This is a genomic window from Annamia dubia NIES-4383, from assembly GCF_055394725.1.
This window is the reverse complement of record NZ_AP025630.1, coordinates 823,540-844,857: the sequence shown is the minus strand read 5'-3', so window position 1 is coordinate 844,857 and position 21,318 is coordinate 823,540. Positions and strand designations below refer to the sequence as shown.

23 protein-coding genes are annotated in these 21,318 nt (G+C 31.8%); 15 read left to right on the top strand and 8 right to left on the bottom strand.

The annotated features are described in order from the left end of the window. Positions 1–8: 8 nt before the first annotated feature. From Anndu_RS03965 to lpxB, 4 genes are all read right to left on the bottom strand, one after another. Entirely contained in the window at positions 9–692 is a 684-nt protein-coding gene (locus Anndu_RS03965) for a carbonic anhydrase (RefSeq protein WP_464103124.1), read from the bottom strand. Positions 693–843: 151 nt separating this feature from the next. Continuing rightward, a complete protein-coding gene (locus tag Anndu_RS03960) occupies positions 844–2,829 on the bottom strand; it encodes a WD40 domain-containing protein (RefSeq protein ID WP_464103123.1) in 1,986 nt (661 codons plus the stop codon). 118 nt (positions 2,830–2,947) lie between these two features. Continuing rightward, positions 2,948–5,308: a DNA helicase PcrA gene (gene pcrA, locus Anndu_RS03955; protein WP_464103122.1), complete on the bottom strand. Its 2,361-nt coding sequence runs from the start codon at positions 5,306–5,308 to the stop codon at positions 2,948–2,950. Between the two features lie 496 nt (positions 5,309–5,804). Continuing rightward, on the bottom strand, positions 5,805–6,992 hold the full coding sequence (gene lpxB / locus Anndu_RS03950) for a lipid-A-disaccharide synthase (protein WP_464103121.1): 1,188 nt from the start codon (positions 6,990–6,992) through the stop codon (positions 5,805–5,807). Positions 6,993–7,093: 101 nt separating this feature from the next. Here lpxB and Anndu_RS03945 point away from each other — a divergent pair, with 101 nt between their 5' ends. From Anndu_RS03945 to Anndu_RS03935, 3 genes are all read left to right on the top strand, one after another. Beyond that, positions 7,094–7,432: an antibiotic biosynthesis monooxygenase gene (locus Anndu_RS03945; protein ID WP_464103120.1), complete on the top strand. Its 339-nt coding sequence runs from the start codon at positions 7,094–7,096 to the stop codon at positions 7,430–7,432. Between the two features lie 358 nt (positions 7,433–7,790). After that, positions 7,791–8,921: a hypothetical protein gene (locus Anndu_RS03940; RefSeq protein WP_464103119.1), complete on the top strand. Its 1,131-nt coding sequence runs from the start codon at positions 7,791–7,793 to the stop codon at positions 8,919–8,921. Positions 8,922–8,954: 33 nt separating this feature from the next. Next, positions 8,955–9,944, top strand: a complete 990-nt coding sequence (locus tag Anndu_RS03935; RefSeq protein WP_464103118.1) for a pentapeptide repeat-containing protein — start codon at positions 8,955–8,957, stop codon at positions 9,942–9,944. Positions 9,945–9,950: 6 nt separating this feature from the next. Here Anndu_RS03935 and patD read toward each other — a convergent pair whose 3' ends face one another. Next, positions 9,951–10,322, bottom strand: a complete 372-nt coding sequence (gene patD / locus Anndu_RS03930; protein WP_464103117.1) for a heterocyst frequency control protein PatD — start codon at positions 10,320–10,322, stop codon at positions 9,951–9,953. 100 nt (positions 10,323–10,422) lie between these two features. On the opposite strand from patD, the gene upp reads away from it, so the two are divergent. The 3 genes from upp (at position 10,423) to Anndu_RS03915 (ending at position 11,796) form a co-directional block, all read left to right on the top strand. After that, positions 10,423–11,076 (top strand): uracil phosphoribosyltransferase, encoded by a 654-nt coding sequence (upp, locus tag Anndu_RS03925; RefSeq protein ID WP_464103116.1) that lies wholly within the window; start codon positions 10,423–10,425, stop codon positions 11,074–11,076. 73 nt (positions 11,077–11,149) lie between these two features. Next, positions 11,150–11,446: a ssl2009 family thylakoid membrane protein gene (locus Anndu_RS03920; protein WP_464103115.1), complete on the top strand. Its 297-nt coding sequence runs from the start codon at positions 11,150–11,152 to the stop codon at positions 11,444–11,446. 83 nt (positions 11,447–11,529) lie between these two features. Continuing rightward, complete coding sequence (locus Anndu_RS03915; protein WP_464103114.1) at positions 11,530–11,796, top strand: YggT family protein; 267 nt, start codon at positions 11,530–11,532, stop codon at positions 11,794–11,796. Between the two features lie 111 nt (positions 11,797–11,907). Here the strand turns inward: Anndu_RS03915 and trpB are convergent, their stop codons facing one another. Further along, positions 11,908–13,140 (bottom strand): tryptophan synthase subunit beta, encoded by a 1,233-nt coding sequence (gene trpB, locus Anndu_RS03910; RefSeq protein WP_464103113.1) that lies wholly within the window; start codon positions 13,138–13,140, stop codon positions 11,908–11,910. 220 nt (positions 13,141–13,360) lie between these two features. Here trpB and Anndu_RS03905 point away from each other — a divergent pair, with 220 nt between their 5' ends. The 9 genes from Anndu_RS03905 (at position 13,361) to Anndu_RS03865 (ending at position 19,530) form a co-directional block, all read left to right on the top strand. Beyond that, entirely contained in the window at positions 13,361–14,245 is an 885-nt protein-coding gene (locus Anndu_RS03905) for a polysaccharide deacetylase family protein (RefSeq protein ID WP_464103112.1), read from the top strand. 211 nt (positions 14,246–14,456) lie between these two features. Beyond that, positions 14,457–14,750 (top strand): DUF2288 domain-containing protein, encoded by a 294-nt coding sequence (locus Anndu_RS03900; RefSeq protein WP_464103111.1) that lies wholly within the window; start codon positions 14,457–14,459, stop codon positions 14,748–14,750. A 44-nt stretch (positions 14,751–14,794) separates the two neighbouring features. After that, entirely contained in the window at positions 14,795–15,982 is a 1,188-nt protein-coding gene (locus tag Anndu_RS03895; RefSeq protein WP_464103110.1) for a HetZ-related protein, read from the top strand. Between the two features lie 220 nt (positions 15,983–16,202). Continuing rightward, positions 16,203–16,574: a hypothetical protein gene (locus Anndu_RS03890; RefSeq protein WP_464103109.1), complete on the top strand. Its 372-nt coding sequence runs from the start codon at positions 16,203–16,205 to the stop codon at positions 16,572–16,574. 92 nt (positions 16,575–16,666) lie between these two features. Further along, the gene (locus Anndu_RS03885) at positions 16,667–16,933 is read left to right on the top strand and encodes a type II toxin-antitoxin system HicB family antitoxin (protein WP_464103108.1); all 267 of its coding nucleotides are present in this window, start codon (positions 16,667–16,669) and stop codon (positions 16,931–16,933) included. Next, positions 16,926–17,165 carry a type II toxin-antitoxin system HicA family toxin gene (locus Anndu_RS03880; protein ID WP_464103107.1) on the top strand — a complete coding sequence of 80 codons (240 nt, stop codon included), beginning with the start codon at positions 16,926–16,928 and terminating at the stop codon, positions 17,163–17,165. The genes Anndu_RS03885 and Anndu_RS03880 overlap by 8 nt, the downstream gene beginning before the upstream one ends. Before the next feature lie 62 nt (positions 17,166–17,227). Then, positions 17,228–18,949, top strand: coding sequence for a lysine--tRNA ligase (gene lysS, locus Anndu_RS03875; protein WP_464103106.1), 1,722 nt, complete (start codon positions 17,228–17,230; stop codon positions 18,947–18,949). A 108-nt stretch (positions 18,950–19,057) separates the two neighbouring features. Next, a complete protein-coding gene (locus Anndu_RS03870; RefSeq protein ID WP_464103105.1) occupies positions 19,058–19,261 on the top strand; it encodes a hypothetical protein in 204 nt (67 codons plus the stop codon). A 2-nt stretch (positions 19,262–19,263) separates the two neighbouring features. Further along, positions 19,264–19,530, top strand: coding sequence for a type II toxin-antitoxin system RelE family toxin (locus tag Anndu_RS03865; protein WP_464103104.1), 267 nt, complete (start codon positions 19,264–19,266; stop codon positions 19,528–19,530). Positions 19,531–19,669: 139 nt separating this feature from the next. Here Anndu_RS03865 and Anndu_RS03860 read toward each other — a convergent pair whose 3' ends face one another. Together Anndu_RS03860 and Anndu_RS03855 are read right to left on the bottom strand one after the other, a co-directional pair. Further along, positions 19,670–20,389, bottom strand: a complete 720-nt coding sequence (locus Anndu_RS03860) for an NYN domain-containing protein (RefSeq protein ID WP_464103103.1) — start codon at positions 20,387–20,389, stop codon at positions 19,670–19,672. Between the two features lie 572 nt (positions 20,390–20,961). Beyond that, a complete protein-coding gene (locus Anndu_RS03855; protein ID WP_464103102.1) occupies positions 20,962–21,273 on the bottom strand; it encodes a DUF6679 family protein in 312 nt (103 codons plus the stop codon). Positions 21,274–21,318: the final 45 nt, after the last annotated feature.

Genomic DNA, 21,318 nt, shown 5'->3' with positions numbered 1-21,318 from the left:
TTTATTGCTCACTGTTCAGTGTCAATTGTCCATTGTTTAGAAAGGGGATCGGGAACTGGGAAAGGTTCAGAACTTAATGGTACAAATTCACCTTGGTTAGCATCATAAGCGGAAATAATACCCGTTTCAATTTCATAAAACCAAGCATGAAGATATAAGTCTCCGCTATATAAACGGGAACGCACGACTGGATAAGTTTCAATATTTTTGATTTGGGTGAGGACATTTTCTTTAATGGAAATAGTTAATAATTCTTCACCTTCATAATCTGAATAATTATCTCGTAAAAGACGAAGGGTAGAATCGGCATTTTTTAACCATTGATAAACTAAAGGCATTTCTTTTTTTATTTGATCCATTTTTAAAATCCCTTTCATACTGCCACAGTCAGAGTGTCCGCAGATGACAATATGTTTAATTTCTAGGGCAATAATGGCATATTCTACGGCCGCGCCTTCCCCATTATTGGGCATTCCATAAGGTGGAATCATACCCCCAATATTACGCAAAATAAATAATTCCCCCGGCTCTGTTTGGGTTAATAAATTAGGATTAATACGAGAATCACAACAGGTAATAAAAAGAATATCAGGTGTTTGTTTATGGGATAATTGAGCAAACATTTCCTGATGATCTGTAAAATAGGTATTCTGAAATTGGTTTAATCCCTGAATAATACGTTTAATTGGCATAATAAAATAAAACTCAAAATGTAAAGTAATAAGTAATAATTGATACTGATTTTACGCAACAAGTTAGGCTAAATTTTAATTATAACTAATGATTTTAAAATTTAACCTTTCTTAAATCTTAAATCTGGTGGCTTTTAAGATTAAAAAAAAACTAATATTCTACTTTCCAAATTTTAATTGTACAGTCATGACTAGCACTAGCTAAATATTTACCATCAGGGCTAAATTTGACACAATAAACAGTATTAGAATGATTGGTTATAGTATGTAATTCTTTACCCGTATTCACATCCCAAATTCTAATAGTATGATCATCACTACCACTAGCTAAAAATTTTCCATCTGGACTAAAATTTACTGACAAAATAGCCCCACTATGAGCAATTAAATTCTTTAATTTTTGCCCTGTATTAACATTCCAAATTTTAATAGTATGATTCCCACTACCACTAGCTAAAAATTTTCCGTCTGGACTAAAATTAACTGAAAAAATAGCTAGACCATGAGCAATCAAATTCTTTAATTCTTGCCCTGTATTAACATCCCAAATTTTAATTATACCATCACCATCACCACTAGCTACAATTTTTCCATTTTGGCTAAAATTAACGGTTCTAATCCAGTTAGAATGACCTATTAAAGTAGATAATAATTTACCAGTATTAATATACCAAATCTTAATTTTACCATCACTACTACCACCAGCTAACAAATGACTATCTGGGCTAAAATTGACAGAGCGAATCCAACTAAAATCTCCTGTTAAAGTAGATAATAATTTACCACTATTAACATCCCAAATTTTAACAGTTTGATCCTCACTACCACTAGCTAAAAGTTTTCCATTCGGGCTAAAATCTATTGAGTTAATATTACCAAGATGTCCTACTGAGTTAATATTATTAAGATAGCCAGAAAAATAGCGAATTTGCTTACCTTTACTGACATCCCATAATCTAATATTATTATCATTTCCGCCACTAACTAAAAATTTACTATCAGGGCTAAAAGCAATAGAATTAACTGGACATTTAACTAAAACTTTTTCTTCTTCTGTAAATATAAATAGCTTAGGTTTAATTTTTGTTTCCCAATAAGTATGACCTTCTAAAGAATGTAAAAGAGTAAATTTAGGGGTTGCAAAAGGCTTAACATTTTGAACATTTTGAGGTATAATTAAAGGTTGCTTTTGTGATTTATTATTAACTGAAGATTGACTTAATTTTTGTTCAATTTCTGTTAATTTTTCTAAGATTACTTGACTATTTTGAGGACGATCCTTTAATCTTTTCATTAAATCTTCAATTAAATCTAAGAATAAAGAATTAATATTTTCCGTTTCGTCTTGCCACACTAATTCATCATTAAAATTATCATATAAATCAATCGGATGTTTCCCTGTTAATAAATGAACAAAAGTTCTCCCCAATGCAAAAAAATCTGATTGCATTACCGCTTGACCAAGTTCTTGCTCCCTTGGAGTATAACCTACTGATACGATACCCGTTGATCTTTGGCCTTGTATTTTTTGTAAATAAGTTTGAGTTTCTTCTCTGGCTGTACCAAAATCAATTAATACTAATTCGCCATTATTTCGCATCATAATATTAGCAGGTTTAAGATCACGATGGAAATAATTTAAACTATGAATTTTATCTAATATTAATAATATTTCTTTCAACCATTTTAAAGCCTGATTTTGATTAATTTTACCATGAATATTAACCCATTTTTCTAAATCAATTCCCTCGACTTTTTCCATTACTAAACAATATAAATTTAAACCGTCTCTGGTTTGATATTCAAACAAATCTAAAACTTCAGGAATAGCCGTTATTCCCTGCTTAGTTAATTGTGCTAAAACTTCATATTCCCTTTTAAATAATTCGATCGCCTTGGGTTGATTATTCCATTCGGGTTTAAGTACCTTTAAAATAGATGCAGAAAAGCCCTTAAAAACCTCATAAACATCACCAAAACCGCTATTATTACTTAAGAGACGACCAACCCTAAATTGACCATTTAAAAGCAATTGTGAGCCACAACTTTGACAATAATTAATATTAGGATTATTATTATTAATATGATCCGGTTGTTGACATTTAGGATTGATACAAAAACAGGATTTAGTAGCCATAGCAAAGCATAATTTAAGATGATTAAAGATTAACTACAATGATAAATTAAATAACTAATAACTAATAATAAATTTAACAATTGACAATCTAAACTAGGGAAAAATTGTCAATTAATAATTATAATTTTTCCATTGGGGCAATAGTGGGATTAATAATTTTTGTGCCTAAATTTGGAAATTGAATCGCTAAATTTTGTTTTTTTCCATCCCCTAAAATATGGGTAACTTGGCCTTGTCCAAAAATTTTATGTAAAACATAATCCCCTACTTCCCATTGTTGATTATTTGGTAAAATCTTAACATGATCAGTCGTTTTTATTCCTTGATTTTCTGGAGATTTACTAACATTAATTGGTTTACCTGAAGGAGATTTTTTAACAGATTTTTTCGTATTTCCTGTTAATAAATCTGAGGGTAATTCCTTTAAAAATTGGGAAGGTAATTTCTTTTCAAAAGATCCCCACATGAATCTTTCATGACAATAAGTTAAAAATAATTGTTCTTGGGCGCGGGTAATACCAACATAACATAAACGTCTTTCTTCTTCTAATTCAAGGGGATCATAAATACTGCGACTATGGGGTAAAATTCCCTGCTCTAATCCTACCAGAAAAACGATTGGAAATTCTAAACCTTTGGCCGAATGTAATGTCATTAAAGAGATTTTTTCTTCTCCTTCTTGAAGATCATCAAGATCGGAAGCTAAAGAAGCACTAGAGAGAAAATCATTTAAACTATTTTCTTCATTTTCTTCTTGAAATTGTAGCACCGCATTATATAATTCATTAATATTTTCTAAACGGTTTTCTGCTTCATCTGTACCCTGTTCTTGTAAATCGGAAATATAACCAGAATTGTTTAAAATAAAGTTTAAAATTTCCGCTACAGATAATTCTTCTAATTGATTTTGAACAGTGGTAATTAAATTCACAAATTGACTAATTTTTTTGGCCGCTCTACCTGCAATTGTATTAACAGAAGTTTCATCTGTTAATATTTCCCATAATGGAATACCTAACTGTTGAGAAGCATTAACTAAATGATCAATTGTAGTTTTTCCGATGCCCCTTTTAGGAGTATTAATTACCCTTAACAAACTAACAGTATCATTGGGATTTGATACCAGTCTTAAATAGGCGATCGCATCCTTAATTTCCTTTCTTTCATAAAACTTAAATCCCCCCACAATGGTGTAAGGAATATCCGTTTTAATTAACTGTTCTTCAAAGGTGCGAGACTGGGCATTTGTACGATATAAAATTGCAAAACTACCCCAATTTAATTCGGGATTTTGTTGTTTTAATTTTTTAATACTATTTAAGACAAATCTTGCTTCATCTTCCTCTGTTTCCCCTTGATAACAATAGATTAAATCACCGGATCCCCTTGTAGGTTTTAAAATTTTATCAATCCTTTGATTATTATTTTGAATTAGATAATTGGCCGCTTGTAAAATTGTTTCAGTAGAGCGATAATTTTCCTCTAATTTTACCATTGTTGAGGTATGTTGATCGGGTAAATTATCGCCAAAATCCTCTTGAAAACCGAGTAAAATTGTAAAATCGGCCATACGAAAACTATAAATAGATTGATCCGCATCACCCACCACAAAAACCGAGCGATTTTCCCAATTCCAGTCGCTTTTTTTCGGCTCATTATTAGTAGATAAAAGCCTAATTAATTCATATTGAATGCGGTTAGTATCCTGATATTCGTCAACTAAAATATGATTAAATTGTTGATGCCAATAGGCTAAAAGTGATTCATTTTGTTGAAATAATAACCAAGGTACTAATAATAAATCATCAAAATCTAACCCATTATTAGCGGCTAATTGATCTTGATATTCTTGATAAATGTCAGCGATAACTTTACCCTGATAACCTTGATTTTCTTGGGCATAAGTGCGGGGAGTTAAACCTAAATTTTTAGCGTTACTAATGGCATATCTAACTTTACGAGGTTCAAATTTTTTATCATCTAAATTTAATTTTTTAGTAATAATATTTTTGATTAAACTTTGTACATCATTTTCATCAAAAATACTAAAATTTTTCTTCCATGTGTGGCCTTTTTCGTCTTGAAATTTGGGAATATCATAACGTAAAATTCGGGCAAATAAACTGTGAAATGTACCGATCCAAAGAGGTTTAATATAATTACGATAGACTTTAGATTTAATTTTTTTCTGATCTATTTCTGGTAATAATTCAAATCTTTGATTATATTTTTTTAAAGCCATTTCTTGGGCGAAAATATTTTCAATTCGCTCTTTCATTTCCCTAGCGGCCTTATTAGTAAAAGTCACAGCGAAAATATTTTCAGGATTAACTTTATATTCCCTGATTAAATGCGCGATCCGATAGGTTAAGGCTCTTGTTTTGCCGGATCCAGCCCCTGCTACTACTAATAAAGGGCCACAATAATGTTCAACGGCACGGCGTTGGGAAGGGTTTAAAGTTGCTAAAAAATCAGTCATATTATTGGTTATTTTTTATTAGTTATTGGTTATTTGTTATTTGTTAGTAGTATAGGCATCTTGCCTGTAAATTTAAGCTAAATTTTGCCTATAAATTTAACTTAAATTAATGATTTCATTAAGGCTAAAGCCTTATGCTATATCAACAAAGTCTGCCTGCGCAGACTTCATACCAAATCGGTTTTATATACCCTTTTTGGTAGTAGAGCGTTTTCAAAGTCGAGGGTAAAATGCAATTCTGAGTTCAATTTATTGAACGATCGCTGTTAGCTTTGAAATTTATTTCAAAGCGGGTTAAATGCTAAAACCCTTAACTCGCCTTGAACTTAAGTTCAAGGCTAACATAAATCGTTCAATAAATTGAACTAATTTTTGTTAGAAATTATCTCTTTTTTAATAATTTTTGATTTATTAACATCAAAAATAAACTAAAAAATTGATTATAAAAAGATCACAGAGATCATAAAATCTGACTTTGTTTAAATAGCCTAACCCTTTAGGTTTTGGGGCTATAATTTCTAATAGTTAAAGTTAAATAATTAAGTATTTCTAAAGCGGTACGATCGCAGACATTTTCTTGACCTAAATTTTGACGCATAATTTGATAATCAGTTAAAGTTTTAGATTTAATTTCTTGATTTAATAATAAATTTAAAGCATTTTCAGTAATATTTTTAGCAGTAGCTTTTTCCTGTAATAATTCAGGTACAATTTCAGTCATGGTAACTAAATTAACAGGAGACATAAAAGGAATAGAAAAATTTAAAATATTACAAGCAATCCAATAGGTAATAGGATGCACTTTATATAATACCACTTGAGGCACATTTAATAAAGCAATTTCTAAGTTAACTGTACCTGATTTTGTAATAGCTAAATCTGAAGCAGAAATGGCTTCTAAAGGTTGAGAATCTAAAAGTTTAATCTTTAAAGAATAGGGTTTTATTACCTCTTTAATTTGTGCTTCATAACTTTTTAAAGAAACAGGTAATAAAAATTTTATATCAGGGATTTTTGCCTGTATTTGTTGCGCCGCTTCACACATTACAGGTAATAAATATTTAATTTCTTGACGGCGGGAAGCAGGTAATAAAGTAATAACTTGATCGTCTTGATCTAAACCTAATTTTAAACGGGCTTCTTCTCTTTTGATCACATTTTTAATCCGATCTAATAAGGGATGACCAACCCATGTTACATCTGCACCTTTTTCCTGATAAAATTTAGCTTCCTCTGGAAAAATTGCCAATAATTTATCAGTAATACCTACTATTTGTTGAGTAGTTTTATCATTTAATGACCATACCCAAGCTTGAGGCGCAATATAATAAATAATCGGTATATTTGGATAGACTTTTTTAACGTAAGTACCAATACCAATATTAGGCCCTAAATAATCAATTAATATTACTAAATCAACGCTATTTTCCTTTAAATATTGTTTAGCTTTAGCCTGTACTTGTAAAGTGGGAATAATAAAAGGAACAGACTCAAATAAGCCTACTGAGCCGATCCCTGTGGTATTAGCGATTAATTTTGCTCCCGCTTTTTCCATGCGATCGCCCCCTAAAGCCATAATTTCTAAATCAAAATTTTGCATTTTGGCTTGACGGAATAAAGCCTCGATCAAAAGAGCGCCCTGTAGATCACCTGAAACTTCACCCGTACTAATAAAAATTTTCATTTTAATCTTTTAAATAAATTGTTAAGTTTTTATACTTAAATAACCAATTAAAATTATAATGTATGAATAGATACTTTATTGATTGACACAAGGAGATCAATATGACAGAATTTTATGATTTTCTCAAACGCAAATATGCTTACGTTGCATTAGGTGAATTTAAACCGGGTAAATTTCAAGAAGCACAACAACTCTTTGAAAAGGCTGTTTCTACTTATAAACAAGGATTTAAAGGAGCTTATCTACTGCAAGAGCCGGATACGGATAAGGGCATTGCAGTTATTTTTTGGGATAATATTCGGGATATGGATGCTAACAAAAATGATTGCTGTGATGAGATTTTAGCTCAAATGGCTCATTTATTCGTGAAAGCACCTACTACCTCATTTTATGAAGTTTCCAGCGAAATTGGCGACCGAGAACCCGTAGGAGTGGCTTAATTGATTGAGCAATCCCTAATTAACTGATCTGGTGCGGACATGGCGATGCTGTGTCCGTAACCTTTAAGGATTAAATTATTAATACTTAAGAATTTCATAATAATCAATTAAGAGTTTAAACCAATAATTAAAATTATTTTTGTGATTATTTATTAGATTAAATTTGAAAAATAGATAAAGTAAACATGAGATAATTCAGAATAAAAGTTAATCAAATTTTAAACATTTTCCCGAAACCGTAAAAAAAACATCTGTAAAATGTGATCATTAAGATTTAATAGATCAAATTGATCTAAAAGCCAGTTTTAACTTATCATATTAGTTAGATTTTATTCATTGTTAAACTTTGAGAAAAAATATGATCAAGAATCCAATTATTGATGAAATAGTAGAATATTTAAAAAATCATGATCAGGCCGAAAGGATCAAGAAATTAATGTATTATGCCGATACCAAGAAATGGGCGAAGAACTCTCAAGAAGTAGAAAGATTATCTTGTCGTGATCTAGTGGAAAAACTCAGGGAAGCTAATAGTAGCATTGATCAGTTAAGTTATTTAATGACTCGCATGGTAGAAACTTTAAATCGTCAAGATATTTATAGTAATATTGCTAATATTATTATCCAAAATTTAAGTAAACTCTATAATGATTCAGAAGATACAACTCAAATTGTTTTTGTGGAAAATAAAAAATCAAGTCAATTAATAATTGATGATTATTTAATCGATCGAGTGGTTGCCAATTTAGAAGAAAATATTGATTCAACTAGGATCAAAAAATTGATATTTTGCACCTGTAAAAAACATTGGGAAAATAACCCTCATATTTTAGAGCAGTATTCTTTGTATGATTTAATTTATGAATTAAGACAACAAAATCATGATCTTAATCAAGTCAAACAATCTTTACAAAGGGTGGTTAAAACTCTCAATCGTCAAGCAGTTTATTCTAATATTGCCAATATCATTATTCAAGCTAGTCAAATTCTTTATCAAACTTCAGAAGTTGAAGCTAATCAAGGTATAAAAAATAAAGCAATTGATAATTTTGAAACGGCATTATTAGATGGAGATTTAGATTATTTTTATGAAGAACAAGGTTTAATTCCTTCTATTGATCAAACTCAAGAATCAACGGCGGAAAATGAAAATGATATTAATACTAATGTTAAAGCAGTAACAAAACAGAAAGTATATGATATATTTGAAATTAGAATGTCTTTAATGCAATATGCCAATCCTTTGCGCGCTAAAATCCTATTATTTTCTATTTTAGATCATAATTTTGATGATAGTTGGCAAGATTGGTCAGCCTTAAAAACTTGTGAATTAGATGATTTAATTCATGATATTTATAATCGAACTCAATCTATTAGAGAATTAGAATCAACCCTCTTGAGTACGGCTAAAACTTTACCCGATGTTAGTGAATATCAACAGGCCGCTCATGGTATTATTACGGCTTTAAAACCTTATTATTATCATTAACAATTAATTATTTTTTGAGGTACAATTAAAACCATGAATGCTAATGAATTAATCGAACGTTATGCCAGTGGAGAGCATAATTTTACAGGGAAAAATTTAACGGGTTTTCATCTAATTAATGCGGATTTAATTGGTATTATTTTAAATGGAGCTAACTTAAATCAAGCTTATTTAACTTTTAGTTATTTGAATCGGGCGCAATTAAATCATGCTAATTTAGAAGGGGCGCAGTTAAACGGAGCTAACTTAAATCAAGCCAATTTAACTTCAGCTATTTTACATAATACTAATTTTCACGGTGCTATTTTAGAAAGGGCTATTTTAACCAGTGCGGATCTAACTTTAGCTAGTTTTTTAGATGCTAATTTAATTTCCGCCGACTTAAGGGGAGCGGATCTCAGTGGGGCTAACTTAACTGGAGCTTGTTTAAGAGGTGCTAATTTAAGGGAAGAAAAACGGGTTTATATTTCTAGTTTAAGGGGTGCAATTTTAGATCGGGCTGACTTATCAGGGGCGGATCTCCAAGGGGCGGATCTAGCCAGAGCTTGTTTAAGGGGGGCTAATTTAAAAAATACTAATTTAAGAGGGGCGGATCTGCGCGAAGTTGACTTAACTAATGCTAATTTAAGCGGAGTAATGTTAACTGATGCTAATTTAGTTGCGGCTAACTTAAGCGGAGCTATCATGCAAAATAGTCAACTTCAAAGAGCAAAATTAATGGAGGCCGACTTAACAGGAGTAGATTTAAAATTTAGTAATTTAAGTAATGCAAAATTAAGCCATTCTGACTTATCTGAAGGGAATTTAAGCTCTTGTCAACTCAATCGCACTGATTTTAGTCGTGGTAATTTATATAAAGTAAATTTTGAAGAATCTGATCTAATTGATGCTTATTTTGCCCGTACAAATTTAACCGGAGCTAATTTTAGAAATGCCAATTTAGTCAGGGCAGAATTGAGTAGCGCCAATATGATTGATGTAATTTTAGAAGGTGCTACTATGCCCGATGGTACGGTTAATTAACCATGATCAAAATTGATTAACTTCTAAAATAAAATTACAAAAACTAATTAATTGAGTTAAATTATGCTTAAATAACTTTAATCTTTTTTCAATAACCATCGGTTGAAGGGCGGTTTTTAAAAATAACCAATCATTTAATAATAGCCGATAAGAACGATTAATTTCTGTTTGAATTGATTGCCATTTACCCCTAAATTTTACCTCGATTTTTTCTTGATCTAATAATAAAATTTTCTGGTCTATTATTTTTTTTATTTCCATTAAATTTAATTCAATTGTTGCTCGATTATTGTCAAAATTAACTAAGAATTTTTCCAAATTTTCTAATTGTAATTTTAACTCTTGATAATTTTTTAAATCTAATTCAGATAACATCATTTTCCCCATTATTAAAAATCTAAATTTAACTTTTATTTTTACAAAAGATACCTCCTAATTTTATAATAATTACCATCAAATTAATAAATTAAATTTACTTATGGCTTCTCAATTTCGCATTTATGTTCCAGAACATCCTTTAATTAAACATTGGTTAGTAATCGCGCGCGATCGCCATACCCCCCCCGTCCTTTTTAAAACCGCCATCACAGAACTAGGACGTTGTTTGACCTACGAAGCTACCCGTTATTGGTTTTCTACCCAAGAAGTTGACCTTGAAACTCCCATCACAAACACGACAGGGACAATGATCAAACCTGATCAGCCCATCGCTTTAGTTCCCATTTTAAGATCGGGACTAGCCCTGTTAGAAGGCGCTCAAAGTATCTTCCCCATTGCCACTCAGACCTATCATTTAGGGATCAAAAGAGACGAAGAAACCTTACAACCCCATTGTTATTTTAATGCTTTACCCGAACAAATTAATCCCCAAACGAGAATCATTCTTTTTGACCCAATGTTAGCCACAGGGGGAACAATAATGATGGCCATGGATCAATTAACCAAACGGGGGGCTGATCCCGCCTTAATGAGAATAGTTAGCGTGGTGGTAGCCCGTCCAGCCTTAAGTCAACTGAGTCAAACCTATCCCCAATTAAATCTTTATGCCGCTATGATTGATGAAGGATATAATAATAAAGGTTATATCGTTCCGGGCTTAGGGGATGCTGGGGATCGTACCTTTGGCACATAAAAAAATTGACAATTGACAATGAACAATTGACAATAAAGATAACGCAATTATAAATGATCAATTATTAGCAAAAATGAGTGATAAAGGTAGTTTTACAAGCGGATTTTTAGCCGGAGCGATCGTGGGAGGAGTTGTTGGGGGAGTGATCGGCTCACTTTTAGCCTCTCGTCCCAAAAACAATACCCTTGAAGATGATGAAGATGACGAAATCTTATTAGAATCAGGGGAAGATCTAACTTTTAAATCTTCTAAAACTAAAGGTCTTAGTCGTAGTCTTGACGATCAAATTAATCAATTAAATTTAGCAATTGATGATCTGCGTCAACAACAAAGACAAACCGTAATTGACCATTCTTTAGATGAAGATTAAAGCAGAAAGTTTAGTTTTTTTTCACAAATTAACCTTTTATTTTTAATATTAATTAAATTCAATCTTAGACATTTTTACATCAGATGAATAACACAGCAACTTATTTATTAACTAATAGTATTGGTACATTTATTCAAATCTATTTGTTATTAATTTTTGTCAGAATTTTATTAACTTGGTTTCAAACGGAAAATTGGGCTAATCAAACTATGAGTTTTTTAGCACCAGTTACGGATCCCTATCTTAATATTTTTCGTTCATTTATTCCTCCTTTAGGGGGGTTAGATCTATCTCCAGTTATTGCGATTATCGTATTACAAACTGTTGGCCAATTAATTAATACTTTATAAACTTTATAATCTTTTTTGATTAAATTTTTAGCCAATTTAAAGATTAACAAAAAAAATAGCCATTCATTCTTTTTAACAAGATAATGGCTATTTTTGGCTTAATTAATGTTATTAATGATCGGTTAAATATTGAGCCACCGTATTAACATCCTTATCACCACGACCAGAACAACTGATCACAATGCGAGGTGTTCCTTCTAACTGTGGACAAAGTTTGTCTAAATAAGCTAAAGCGTGGGAAGTCTCTAAGGCGGGGATGATACCTTCTAACTTTGATAAAAGTTGAAAAGCATCTAAAGCCTCTTGATCCGTCACACTATAATATTCAGCCCGTCCTAAGTCCTTTAAGAAACTATGTTCAGGCCCTACCCCCGGATAGTCTAAACCCGCACTGATGGAATGGGCTTCGATCACCTGTCCATCATGATCCTGTAATAAATAACTCATCGCCCCGTGTAAAACTCCGGGTTGACCTGCGGTTAAAGTAGCGGCGTGTTTGCCCGTTTCCACACCGGATCCGGCCGCTTCCACTCCAATAATACGCACCGAGGGTTCTTTCAAAAATTCATAAAATAAGCCCATCGCATTAGAACCGCCACCCACACAAGCTAATAAAATATCAGGTAAACCGCCCCATTTTTCTTGACATTGAACACGGGTTTCTTGACCGATCACTTGATGAAAGTCGCGCACTAACATGGGGTAAGGATGAGGGCCGGCCACCGAACCTAAGATATAATGGGTTGTTTCCACATTTGTCACCCAGTCTCTAATGGCTTCGGAGGTGGCATCTTTTAACGTACCCGTTCCGGCCGCTACAGGTTGCACTGTAGCCCCTAATAACTTCATTCTAAAGACATTCAGGGCTTGACGTTCCATGTCCTGAACACCCATGTAAATGACGCATTCTAAGCCAAAACGGGCGCATACCGTAGCGGTAGCAACCCCATGTTGACCTGCTCCCGTCTCAGCAATGATCCGTTTTTTGCCCATGCGTTTGGCCAGTAACACTTGAGCAAGGGCGTTATTAATTTTATGAGCGCCCGTATGGTTGAGGTCTTCTCTTTTAAGATAAATTTGTGCGCCTGTACCGTCCGGTTTAGCATAATGATTTGTTAATCTTTCTGCAAAATATAAAGGGCTAGGTCTACCTACATAATCTTTAAGTAAACCATTTAATTGTGTTTGAAAATCAGGATCATTTTTCGATTGAGCGTAGGCTAATTCTAACTCGCTTAAGGCCGGCATTAAGGTTTCTGGTACATATTTTCCGCCGTAAATACCAAAACGTCCTAAATGATCGGGTTGGGCGTTTAAAACTTGAAAATTGATGGTTGTAGTCACGGTTTTTTATTCTATAAACAATTTATTATTATATTAATCTACTGTAGTATCAATTAAGTAGGTAGGAATATTTAGTAAAGTCTTAAGTCTAGTAAACATCACTTTCAACAATTGTCAACTGTCAATTGATAAATTAAACTGACGTGAGCTTAATCTTAAGAATAATGATTAATACAATTTCTTATGATCTTATTTATTTTTAATTTAAGGAAAATCTAAAGTGTTAAACCATCAATGGCTCAAAACAAAAATGTTACCTCTGATCTTGGGGGCAGGAATTAGTTTTTTAATCGGTTTATTAATTCCTGTTGATTTGTTAGCATGGTTTGGGGAGTCTTCTCAAAAAAAGGCTTCTCCCCAAATTGAAGTTGAATTAACTTTAGCACAAACCTCTGAGTTGACTCAAAAATCTATTTCTCCTCAAGTAATCAGTAATCAAACACAAAATTTAACTAAATTAGTAAAAATTCCTCCCTTAATGCAAGGGAAAATTATTAAACAGGTGACTACACCTAGCGATCGCAAGGTAATCGCTTTAACTTTTGATGATGGGCCATCTCAAGATCAAACTAATGATATTTTATATGTGCTGAAAACTTATGATATTAAGGCGACTTTTTTCGTCCTTGGTCAAAACGTGAAAGCCCATCCTGACTTAACTTTACGCATCGTTCAACATGGCCATGCCATTGGTAATCACACTTGGAGTCATCCCTATTCTCAACAAAGCAAAGCCTCGGCCGCTCGACAAATTGATCAAACAACAGATTTAATTAAGAAAATAACAGGAGTAAAAACAGAGTTATTTCGCCCCCCTGGAGGTTATTTAACTAATGGTCTGGCTTCCTACGCTCAACAAAAGAAAAATGCGGTAATTATGTGGTCAATAGATACCACAGATTATCGTAATAAATCACAAACTATTATTAATAATGCCCTGAAAAACGCTAAATCTGGGGGTATTATTTTATTACATGATGGGGGCGGAAATCGTCATCAGACTTTAGTGGCTTTACCCCATCTGATTGAAGGTTTACAAAAACAAGGTTATGAATTTGTGACAATTCCTGAATTATTAGCAATGGGAAGACTTCAAGCCAATTAAAATTAAACTTCGGAAGCATTAAAAAATCTGAATTTGATCATTGTCTTAGAACTTTAGGGACAACAGAAAGGAAAATTAAATGGAAAGATTGTTTCTCTAATGCCTTGTTTTTGATTGATCGATTGTGCGCGAATCAAAACTTTTCTATACTTTTCTATCGGGTGTTGATGATTTATAATAATATTTGAAAAATTGATTTTTATTGATTAAAATGTCAGATATAAAAACCCAACTGGGTGAAGAAATCGCCCCTATGCCTTGGAGTGATCTTCAGCCCCATGCGAAAAGAGATAGCATTATTATTGTCAATCCCTCTTTAGATTTATTGGAAGTGGGAGAGGCGATCGCCAATGATAACGCTCCTTTGGTGAATCAATGGATTAATCAAGGGTTAATTTCTAAACCAACTCAACAACAATTGAGTGAGTGGAATGAAAATTTACAACAACAATTCAATACAATTATTGTACAACCTTTTGTTTTAATCAGTCAACTATCCTCTTAATTTTTATTCTATCTATTCTTGAACCCTTTAATGGGTCTTCTACCATGAATCTAAATTCTACGATCGCTCTTAATTCTGTTTCTGAGTCTTCATTGCGTTTTGATGAAGATAATAAAGCTCCGACTCAATTCCTTGAGGAAATGATTTACCAAGAAATGTTTGAGGTTATTTCCTCCCATTCTCCTAGTTTAAAACAGGTTAGCCTTCGTATTGTGCAAGAAGTCCACCGTATTTGTGAAAAAAGCGATCGCATTCAGAAATCCGGTGATATTAATTCTTGGCAAATCTCTTTATGTCGTCATCGGGTTAATAAATGTCTAACTTATTATAAGTATGGCTCACAAAAAGGCAGAATAGAATTGCATAGTAATCTTAGTGTAATGATTTATCGTTATATTGCCCCCTCCCAATCTCAACTTAATTTTTCAGGAAGATATAACTTAATTGAGGATTTTTTACAGGATTTTTATGCAGAATCACTTAGGGTATTTCGCAGAGAAAATGATGTTAAAGATGATTATCAACCCCGAACACGCTTAGAATTAGCAGAATATATGGCTTTTACAGAGCAATATGCTAAGAGAAAAATTACTTTACCAAGGGGATCATCGGCGCAATTAATCATTTTAAGAGCGCAAACTTTTGCTAATCGTCAACCAGATGAAACCGTAGTAGATATTGAACAGGCCATCGAAACTCCGAAAGGAGAAGAAGCTCAACAGTACAGCCGTTCTGCCATTATGCAACAGGTGAGAAATTTGATGGTTTCAGAAAGTGTGGATCCCAGTGAATCAGTATTAAGAGATAGAATTATTGACACATTATTTGAATATTTTAAAGCCCAAGGACATCAAGATTGTGCGGATTATTTAACTTTAAAATTACAGGATTTAAGTGCTTCAGAAATTGATGAAATCTTAAATTTAACACCTCGTCAAAGGGATTATTTACAACAAAGATTTAAGTATCATATTGAAAAATTTGCCTTAAGTTCTCATTGGAAAATAGTACATCAATGGTTAGGGGCGGATCTGGATCAAAAGTTAGGTTTAAAACAGCTACAATGGGAACAATTTTTAACAGAATTATCCCCCATTCAACAACAAATTTTAGCAATGAAACAACAGAAAAAAAGTTATTTAGAAATAGCAAAAAGCATTAATTTAACCCCGAAAAAAGTGGAAAAACAATGGACAAAATTATTAGAATTAGCATGGAAAATCAGGAATTAATTTTCCATTATACCCTGCTTTTTTCAAAGTAAAACTAAAAGCTGATTTTTAGTCAATAATTACATGAATTTCTTAACATAGAAAACCACGAAGATAAAATAGAAAGTTATAAACAAGTCAAGAAATTGAATCTTTAATTAAATAAATTTTAAAATTAAGACAATTTATGATATAATTTCGTTTCTATCTTTTATCAATAACTGATTATTTTTATTTAATTATGTCAAAATCAAAACAAAATCCCCAACCTCAAAATAATTCAACCCTTGAAGAAATTAGAAAAACTCGCTTAGAAAAAGTTGAACAAATTAAAGAATTAGGTTTAGAAATATTATTGAAACAAGTACCATTTGTTAATTTAATGATTACAGCATCTAGTAATATTGCTTTATTTCAATTAGTAGGATTTACCGCTTGTAAATATTATGAACCAAAAGTAAATAATAAAGAAAATCCGTTAAGCTCTGATAAAGAATATTTACAAGTTGAACAACAATCAACTGCTTATTTAACTGAAATTTTAAGTGAAAAAGACAATCTTAATCAAATATTTGATCATGTTTTAGCAATTAAACAAGAAGTAATGATATAATATATTTAAAAAGTAAATTATTTTTTATCCTCAAAATTAATTAAATTTTGAGGCCGTGTTGATTACAGATCAAAATATTATTAAATAAAAATATGGACTTTCATACTGTTATTTTAAGAAAAAGTCAAGTCTATTGGGTTTCATTATGTTTAGAAAATGGCTTAGTTGGACAAGGCATAACTCAACAAGAAGCTATGGATAAACTTCAAGAAGCGATGGCCTCTTTTGAAGAAGTTTATCAGCTAGAAAATGATGTTTATTCATCTCCTATTTCTATTCAAGAATTACATGAATTTCTTAATATAGAAGAACAGGAAGAAAAAACAGATATTTATGAATTGAGGAAAGTTTATGCCTAAAAATATACCTTCACTCAAGCCTAAACAATTAATCAAAATTTTGGAAAAAGCAGGATGTTCCTTTTATAGAGAAGGGAAAGGAGATCATTGTCTTTATATTCGTCAATTTAAGGAACAAAAAAGAATTGTTCCTATTGATATTGGTGCAAAAGAGATGTCCCCAGCTTATGTTTTAAGAATTTTCCGACAATTTGGTTTTACGGATCAAGAAATTGAATCTTTAATCAAATAATATTTGATAAGATTCTATTCTTCTGAAGATTATTCACTTAAAAATTATTCATTTTATTCATTATGTCAAAATCAAAACAAAATCCCCAACCTCAAAATAATTCAACCCTTGAAGAAATTAGAAAAACTCGCTTAGAAAAAGTTGAACAAATTAAAGAATTAGGATTTAATCCCTATGCTTATAAATGGGAAATTTCCCATCATTGTCAACAGTTACAACAGCAATATAAAAACTTAGCAGATGGTGAAGAAATCGAGGTAAATGTATCAATTGCCGGACGAATTTTAGCACGGCGAGTCTTTGGAAAATTGGCCTTTTTTAGCCTTCAAGATGAAACAGGAACAATTCAATTATATTTAGATAAAACTAAAATTGATACTGTTATGAATGGGGTAGAAAATGCCTTTAAAAATTTAACAAAATTAACCGATGTGGGTGATATTTTGGGCGTAAAAGGCACAATTAAACGCACGGAAAAAGGGGAACTATCCATTTATGTGGGTGAATATGGGATCTTAACAAAATCGTTGTTACCCTTGCCTGATAAATGGCACGGTTTAACCGATACGGAAAAGCGATACCGTCAGCGCTATGTTGACTTAATTGTTAACCCCCAAGTGCGCAATACCTTCCGCATTAGGGCAAAAATTACCGCAGGGATCAGACGATATTTAGAGGAGCGAGACTTTTTAGAAATTGAAACTCCGGTATTACAAAGCGAGGCGGGAGGGGCGGAAGCACGTCCTTTCGTGACCTATCATAATACCTTAAAAATGGATTTATATTTGCGTATCGCTACGGAATTACACTTGAAACGGCTTGTGGTGGGCGGTTTTGAGCGTGTTTTTGAATTAGGGCGTATTTTCCGCAATGAGGGCGTATCAACTAAACATAATCCCGAATTTACCTCTATAGAAGTATATCAGGCTTATGGAGATTATTTCGATATGATGAATTTAACGGAAGATTTAATTCAAACGGTGGCACAGGAAACATTAGGGAAAACTGAAGTTGAATATCAGGGTGAAATGATTAATTTACAAGCACCTTGGCGGCGAGAAACTATGCACAATTTAGTGAAGGAAAAAACGGGTATTGATTTTAATAATATTACTGATATTGCGACAGCGAAAAAAGCTTGTGAGGAAATCGGTATTAAAGATTATGAGAAATTTAATACGATTGGCGAGTTATTAAATGAGTGTTTTGAGCAAAAAGTAGAAGAAACTTTAATTCAACCAACTTTTGTTACTGATTATCCAGTAGAAATTTCACCTTTAGCGAAACCCCACCGCAGTAAGCCCGGCCTTGTCGAAAGATTTGAATTATTTATTGTGGGGCGGGAATTAGCGAATGGATTTTCAGAGTTAACTGACCCTGTGGATCAATTACAAAGATTAGAGGCACAGGCTCAGAAAAAAGAAGCGGGAGATGATGAGGCTCACAGTGTGGATCATGATTTTGTGACGGCGTTAGAATATGGAATGCCCCCCACAGTAGGCTTAGGCATTGGGATCGATCGCTTGGTGATGTTATTAACTAATTCTGAAAGTATCCGTGATGTGATTGCATTCCCCTTATTAAAGAGTCATAGTGTAGCGATTCAAGAGTTTGATTATGATGAAGAAAAGAAAATATTAAGAGTTATCTTTGAAAATGGAGGTATTTATCAATATCACGATGTACCGAGTAATATTTATAAAGGATTAAAAGATGCACCTTCAAAGGGGCAATATTTTAATCAACAAATCAGAGATAAATTCGGTTTTGATCACGAAAATTAATTAAAATAAATGTTAAAAAGTCGGGGATTTTTGTTAAGATATAAATGTTATCTTTAAACTATTAAAAAAATCCCCGACTTTTATAATAGAGAAAAAAAGGAGATGATTATGTCTAACTTATCTTTAGATCAAACACAACTAAAACAAACTTTAAAAGAAGCAATGTTAGAACTTTTTTATGAAAATAAAGAGGAATTTTCTGCTTTGCTTACTGAAATAATTGAAGATATTGCCTTATCAAAAGCGATCGAGGAAGGAGAAAAAACAGAATTAATAGATCGGGAATCAATTTTTGCGATTTTAGATTCATAATTATGCAAACAGAATTTAGAAATAGTTTTAAAAAAGATTTAAAAAATATTAAAGATAAGAAATTACTAAAATGCCTAAAATTAATCATAGAAGAAATAGAAAATGCCGATAATTTACAAGAAATTAATAATTTAAAATTTCTGAAAACATTTAATAGTTATTATTGCATGCGAGTTGGTGATTATCATTTAGGATTATCTATTAATAATAATGTGGTAACTTTAGTAAGATTCTTACATCGAAAAGAAATTTATAAATATTTTCCTTAATTTGATAGGATACAAAGTCGTAGATTTCTGTTTATCATTGAATTTTAAGTATCAAGAGGATAATTTAGTTGTAGGGTGGGCAAAACAATAAATTTTAAATTTTATTAATTAATTTATTATATTTTGCCCACCTTACTAATTAAGCATTAGCTAAGATTAAACAATCATTATTCTTGATCAATAATCCATCTTTAACGGCATTATCTACTAATTTACCAAATTTATAAATAGTTTGACCATTTTTATTAATTGATGGAAATTTCTTAGGTAAATTATGAATTTTTCGCATTAAATTCCAAATTGAAGATATGGAAGGTTTTCGATTTTGCTGTAATGCTTTTTTGATAGTTTCAATTAACATTTTAACCGCTTCTTCATAACTAATCTGTAAACTGGAAATTGTTGATAATGTTGACTTTTGTTCAGTTAATTGAGATAATTCATCTAAATAATGAAACTCATCAGCAATTTCTATTAATTGTTGTTTAACATTCCCTTTCTGAGCAATAATAGTTACTTTGTTTTCTGATTCTTTTAATGTTTCTACGATATATTGAAAATCTCCATCTCCTGTAATTAATATTACCTGATCAAGATTTTTTTTATCTTTCAATATATCAGCTATAATTTGATTATCAGAACTATTTTTGAGTAAACAGGGAACATCTTTAAAAGTAAAGTTATTAGAATCAATTTTTGAGATAAAATTAATTTCATTATCACAATTAGAATTATAATAAACATTTGCAATCAAAATTTTTCCAGTTTCTTTTGCAAAGTTTAATACATCTGACTGATACACAGAAAATTTCCGACAATTTTGTGAATCCACATAAATTCCAATTTTTTGAGTTTTCATTTCCAAAATCCTCATTTTTTAATAAATTAAACAGAAATGAGAATCAATTAATATTCTTATTTTCTAATATTTCGATTATTGTTTATCGTTAAAAGTCACATTTAATCAGTGGCTTGATTGAGTTTTATGACATAAAATCTCTGTTTATGCCAAACTAATCTCACGAAAATGGGCTTTAGCTTCGATCAAAGTTTTAAACCAAGTATTTTTTTCCTTCCAATAAGCGTTGAGTGATATTAATGGATGATTAGCATTTACAGTTAACTTAATAATTTACTAGGAAAAACTGAAACTTTATATAAATCAGGATATTCTAGTTTTTAACTGCTAGTGAATATTATCAGTGGTGCAGTGATGCTTAGACTATTGCTATTCATCACCCATTAATCTCACTCAATGCTTATCAGAAGGGGAAAAATACTTCCGCTTAAAACTTCTATTGAAATCTTAATAAGAATTTTAATCATTCTTACCGCTATTATAACAAATTTCTGTTGCATGTCAATGAGATTATAAAAATTGGGGATTTTTGTTAAGATAAAAATCCCCAATTTTTTTGTTTAAACTAATTTTTATTCTTGATTTTTGTCTTGAGATTGGGGATAGATTTTTTCCGCATCTGGACAATCATCGGACGTATATATATCTACATTGCCTCTGGGTACAGAAGCAAGTTTATGGGTGATCGCCCCGATGCTTTCTAAACGTACCATTTCCTCCCAAGAACAGATTTCGTCATCATCTTCAGTTTCATAGCGGATCGTCACCAGATCGCCTTCTAGTTCGACAAAACGAGCGTCTTCGATCCAGCGTTGCTGATCCCGCAAGAATACACAGACCTCCCGCCCATCTGAACACAGTTGATAAATCTTGCGGTGTAGCATTAATTTCTCCTTAATATCTATATGATTGAAAAATTTTTGTAAAAA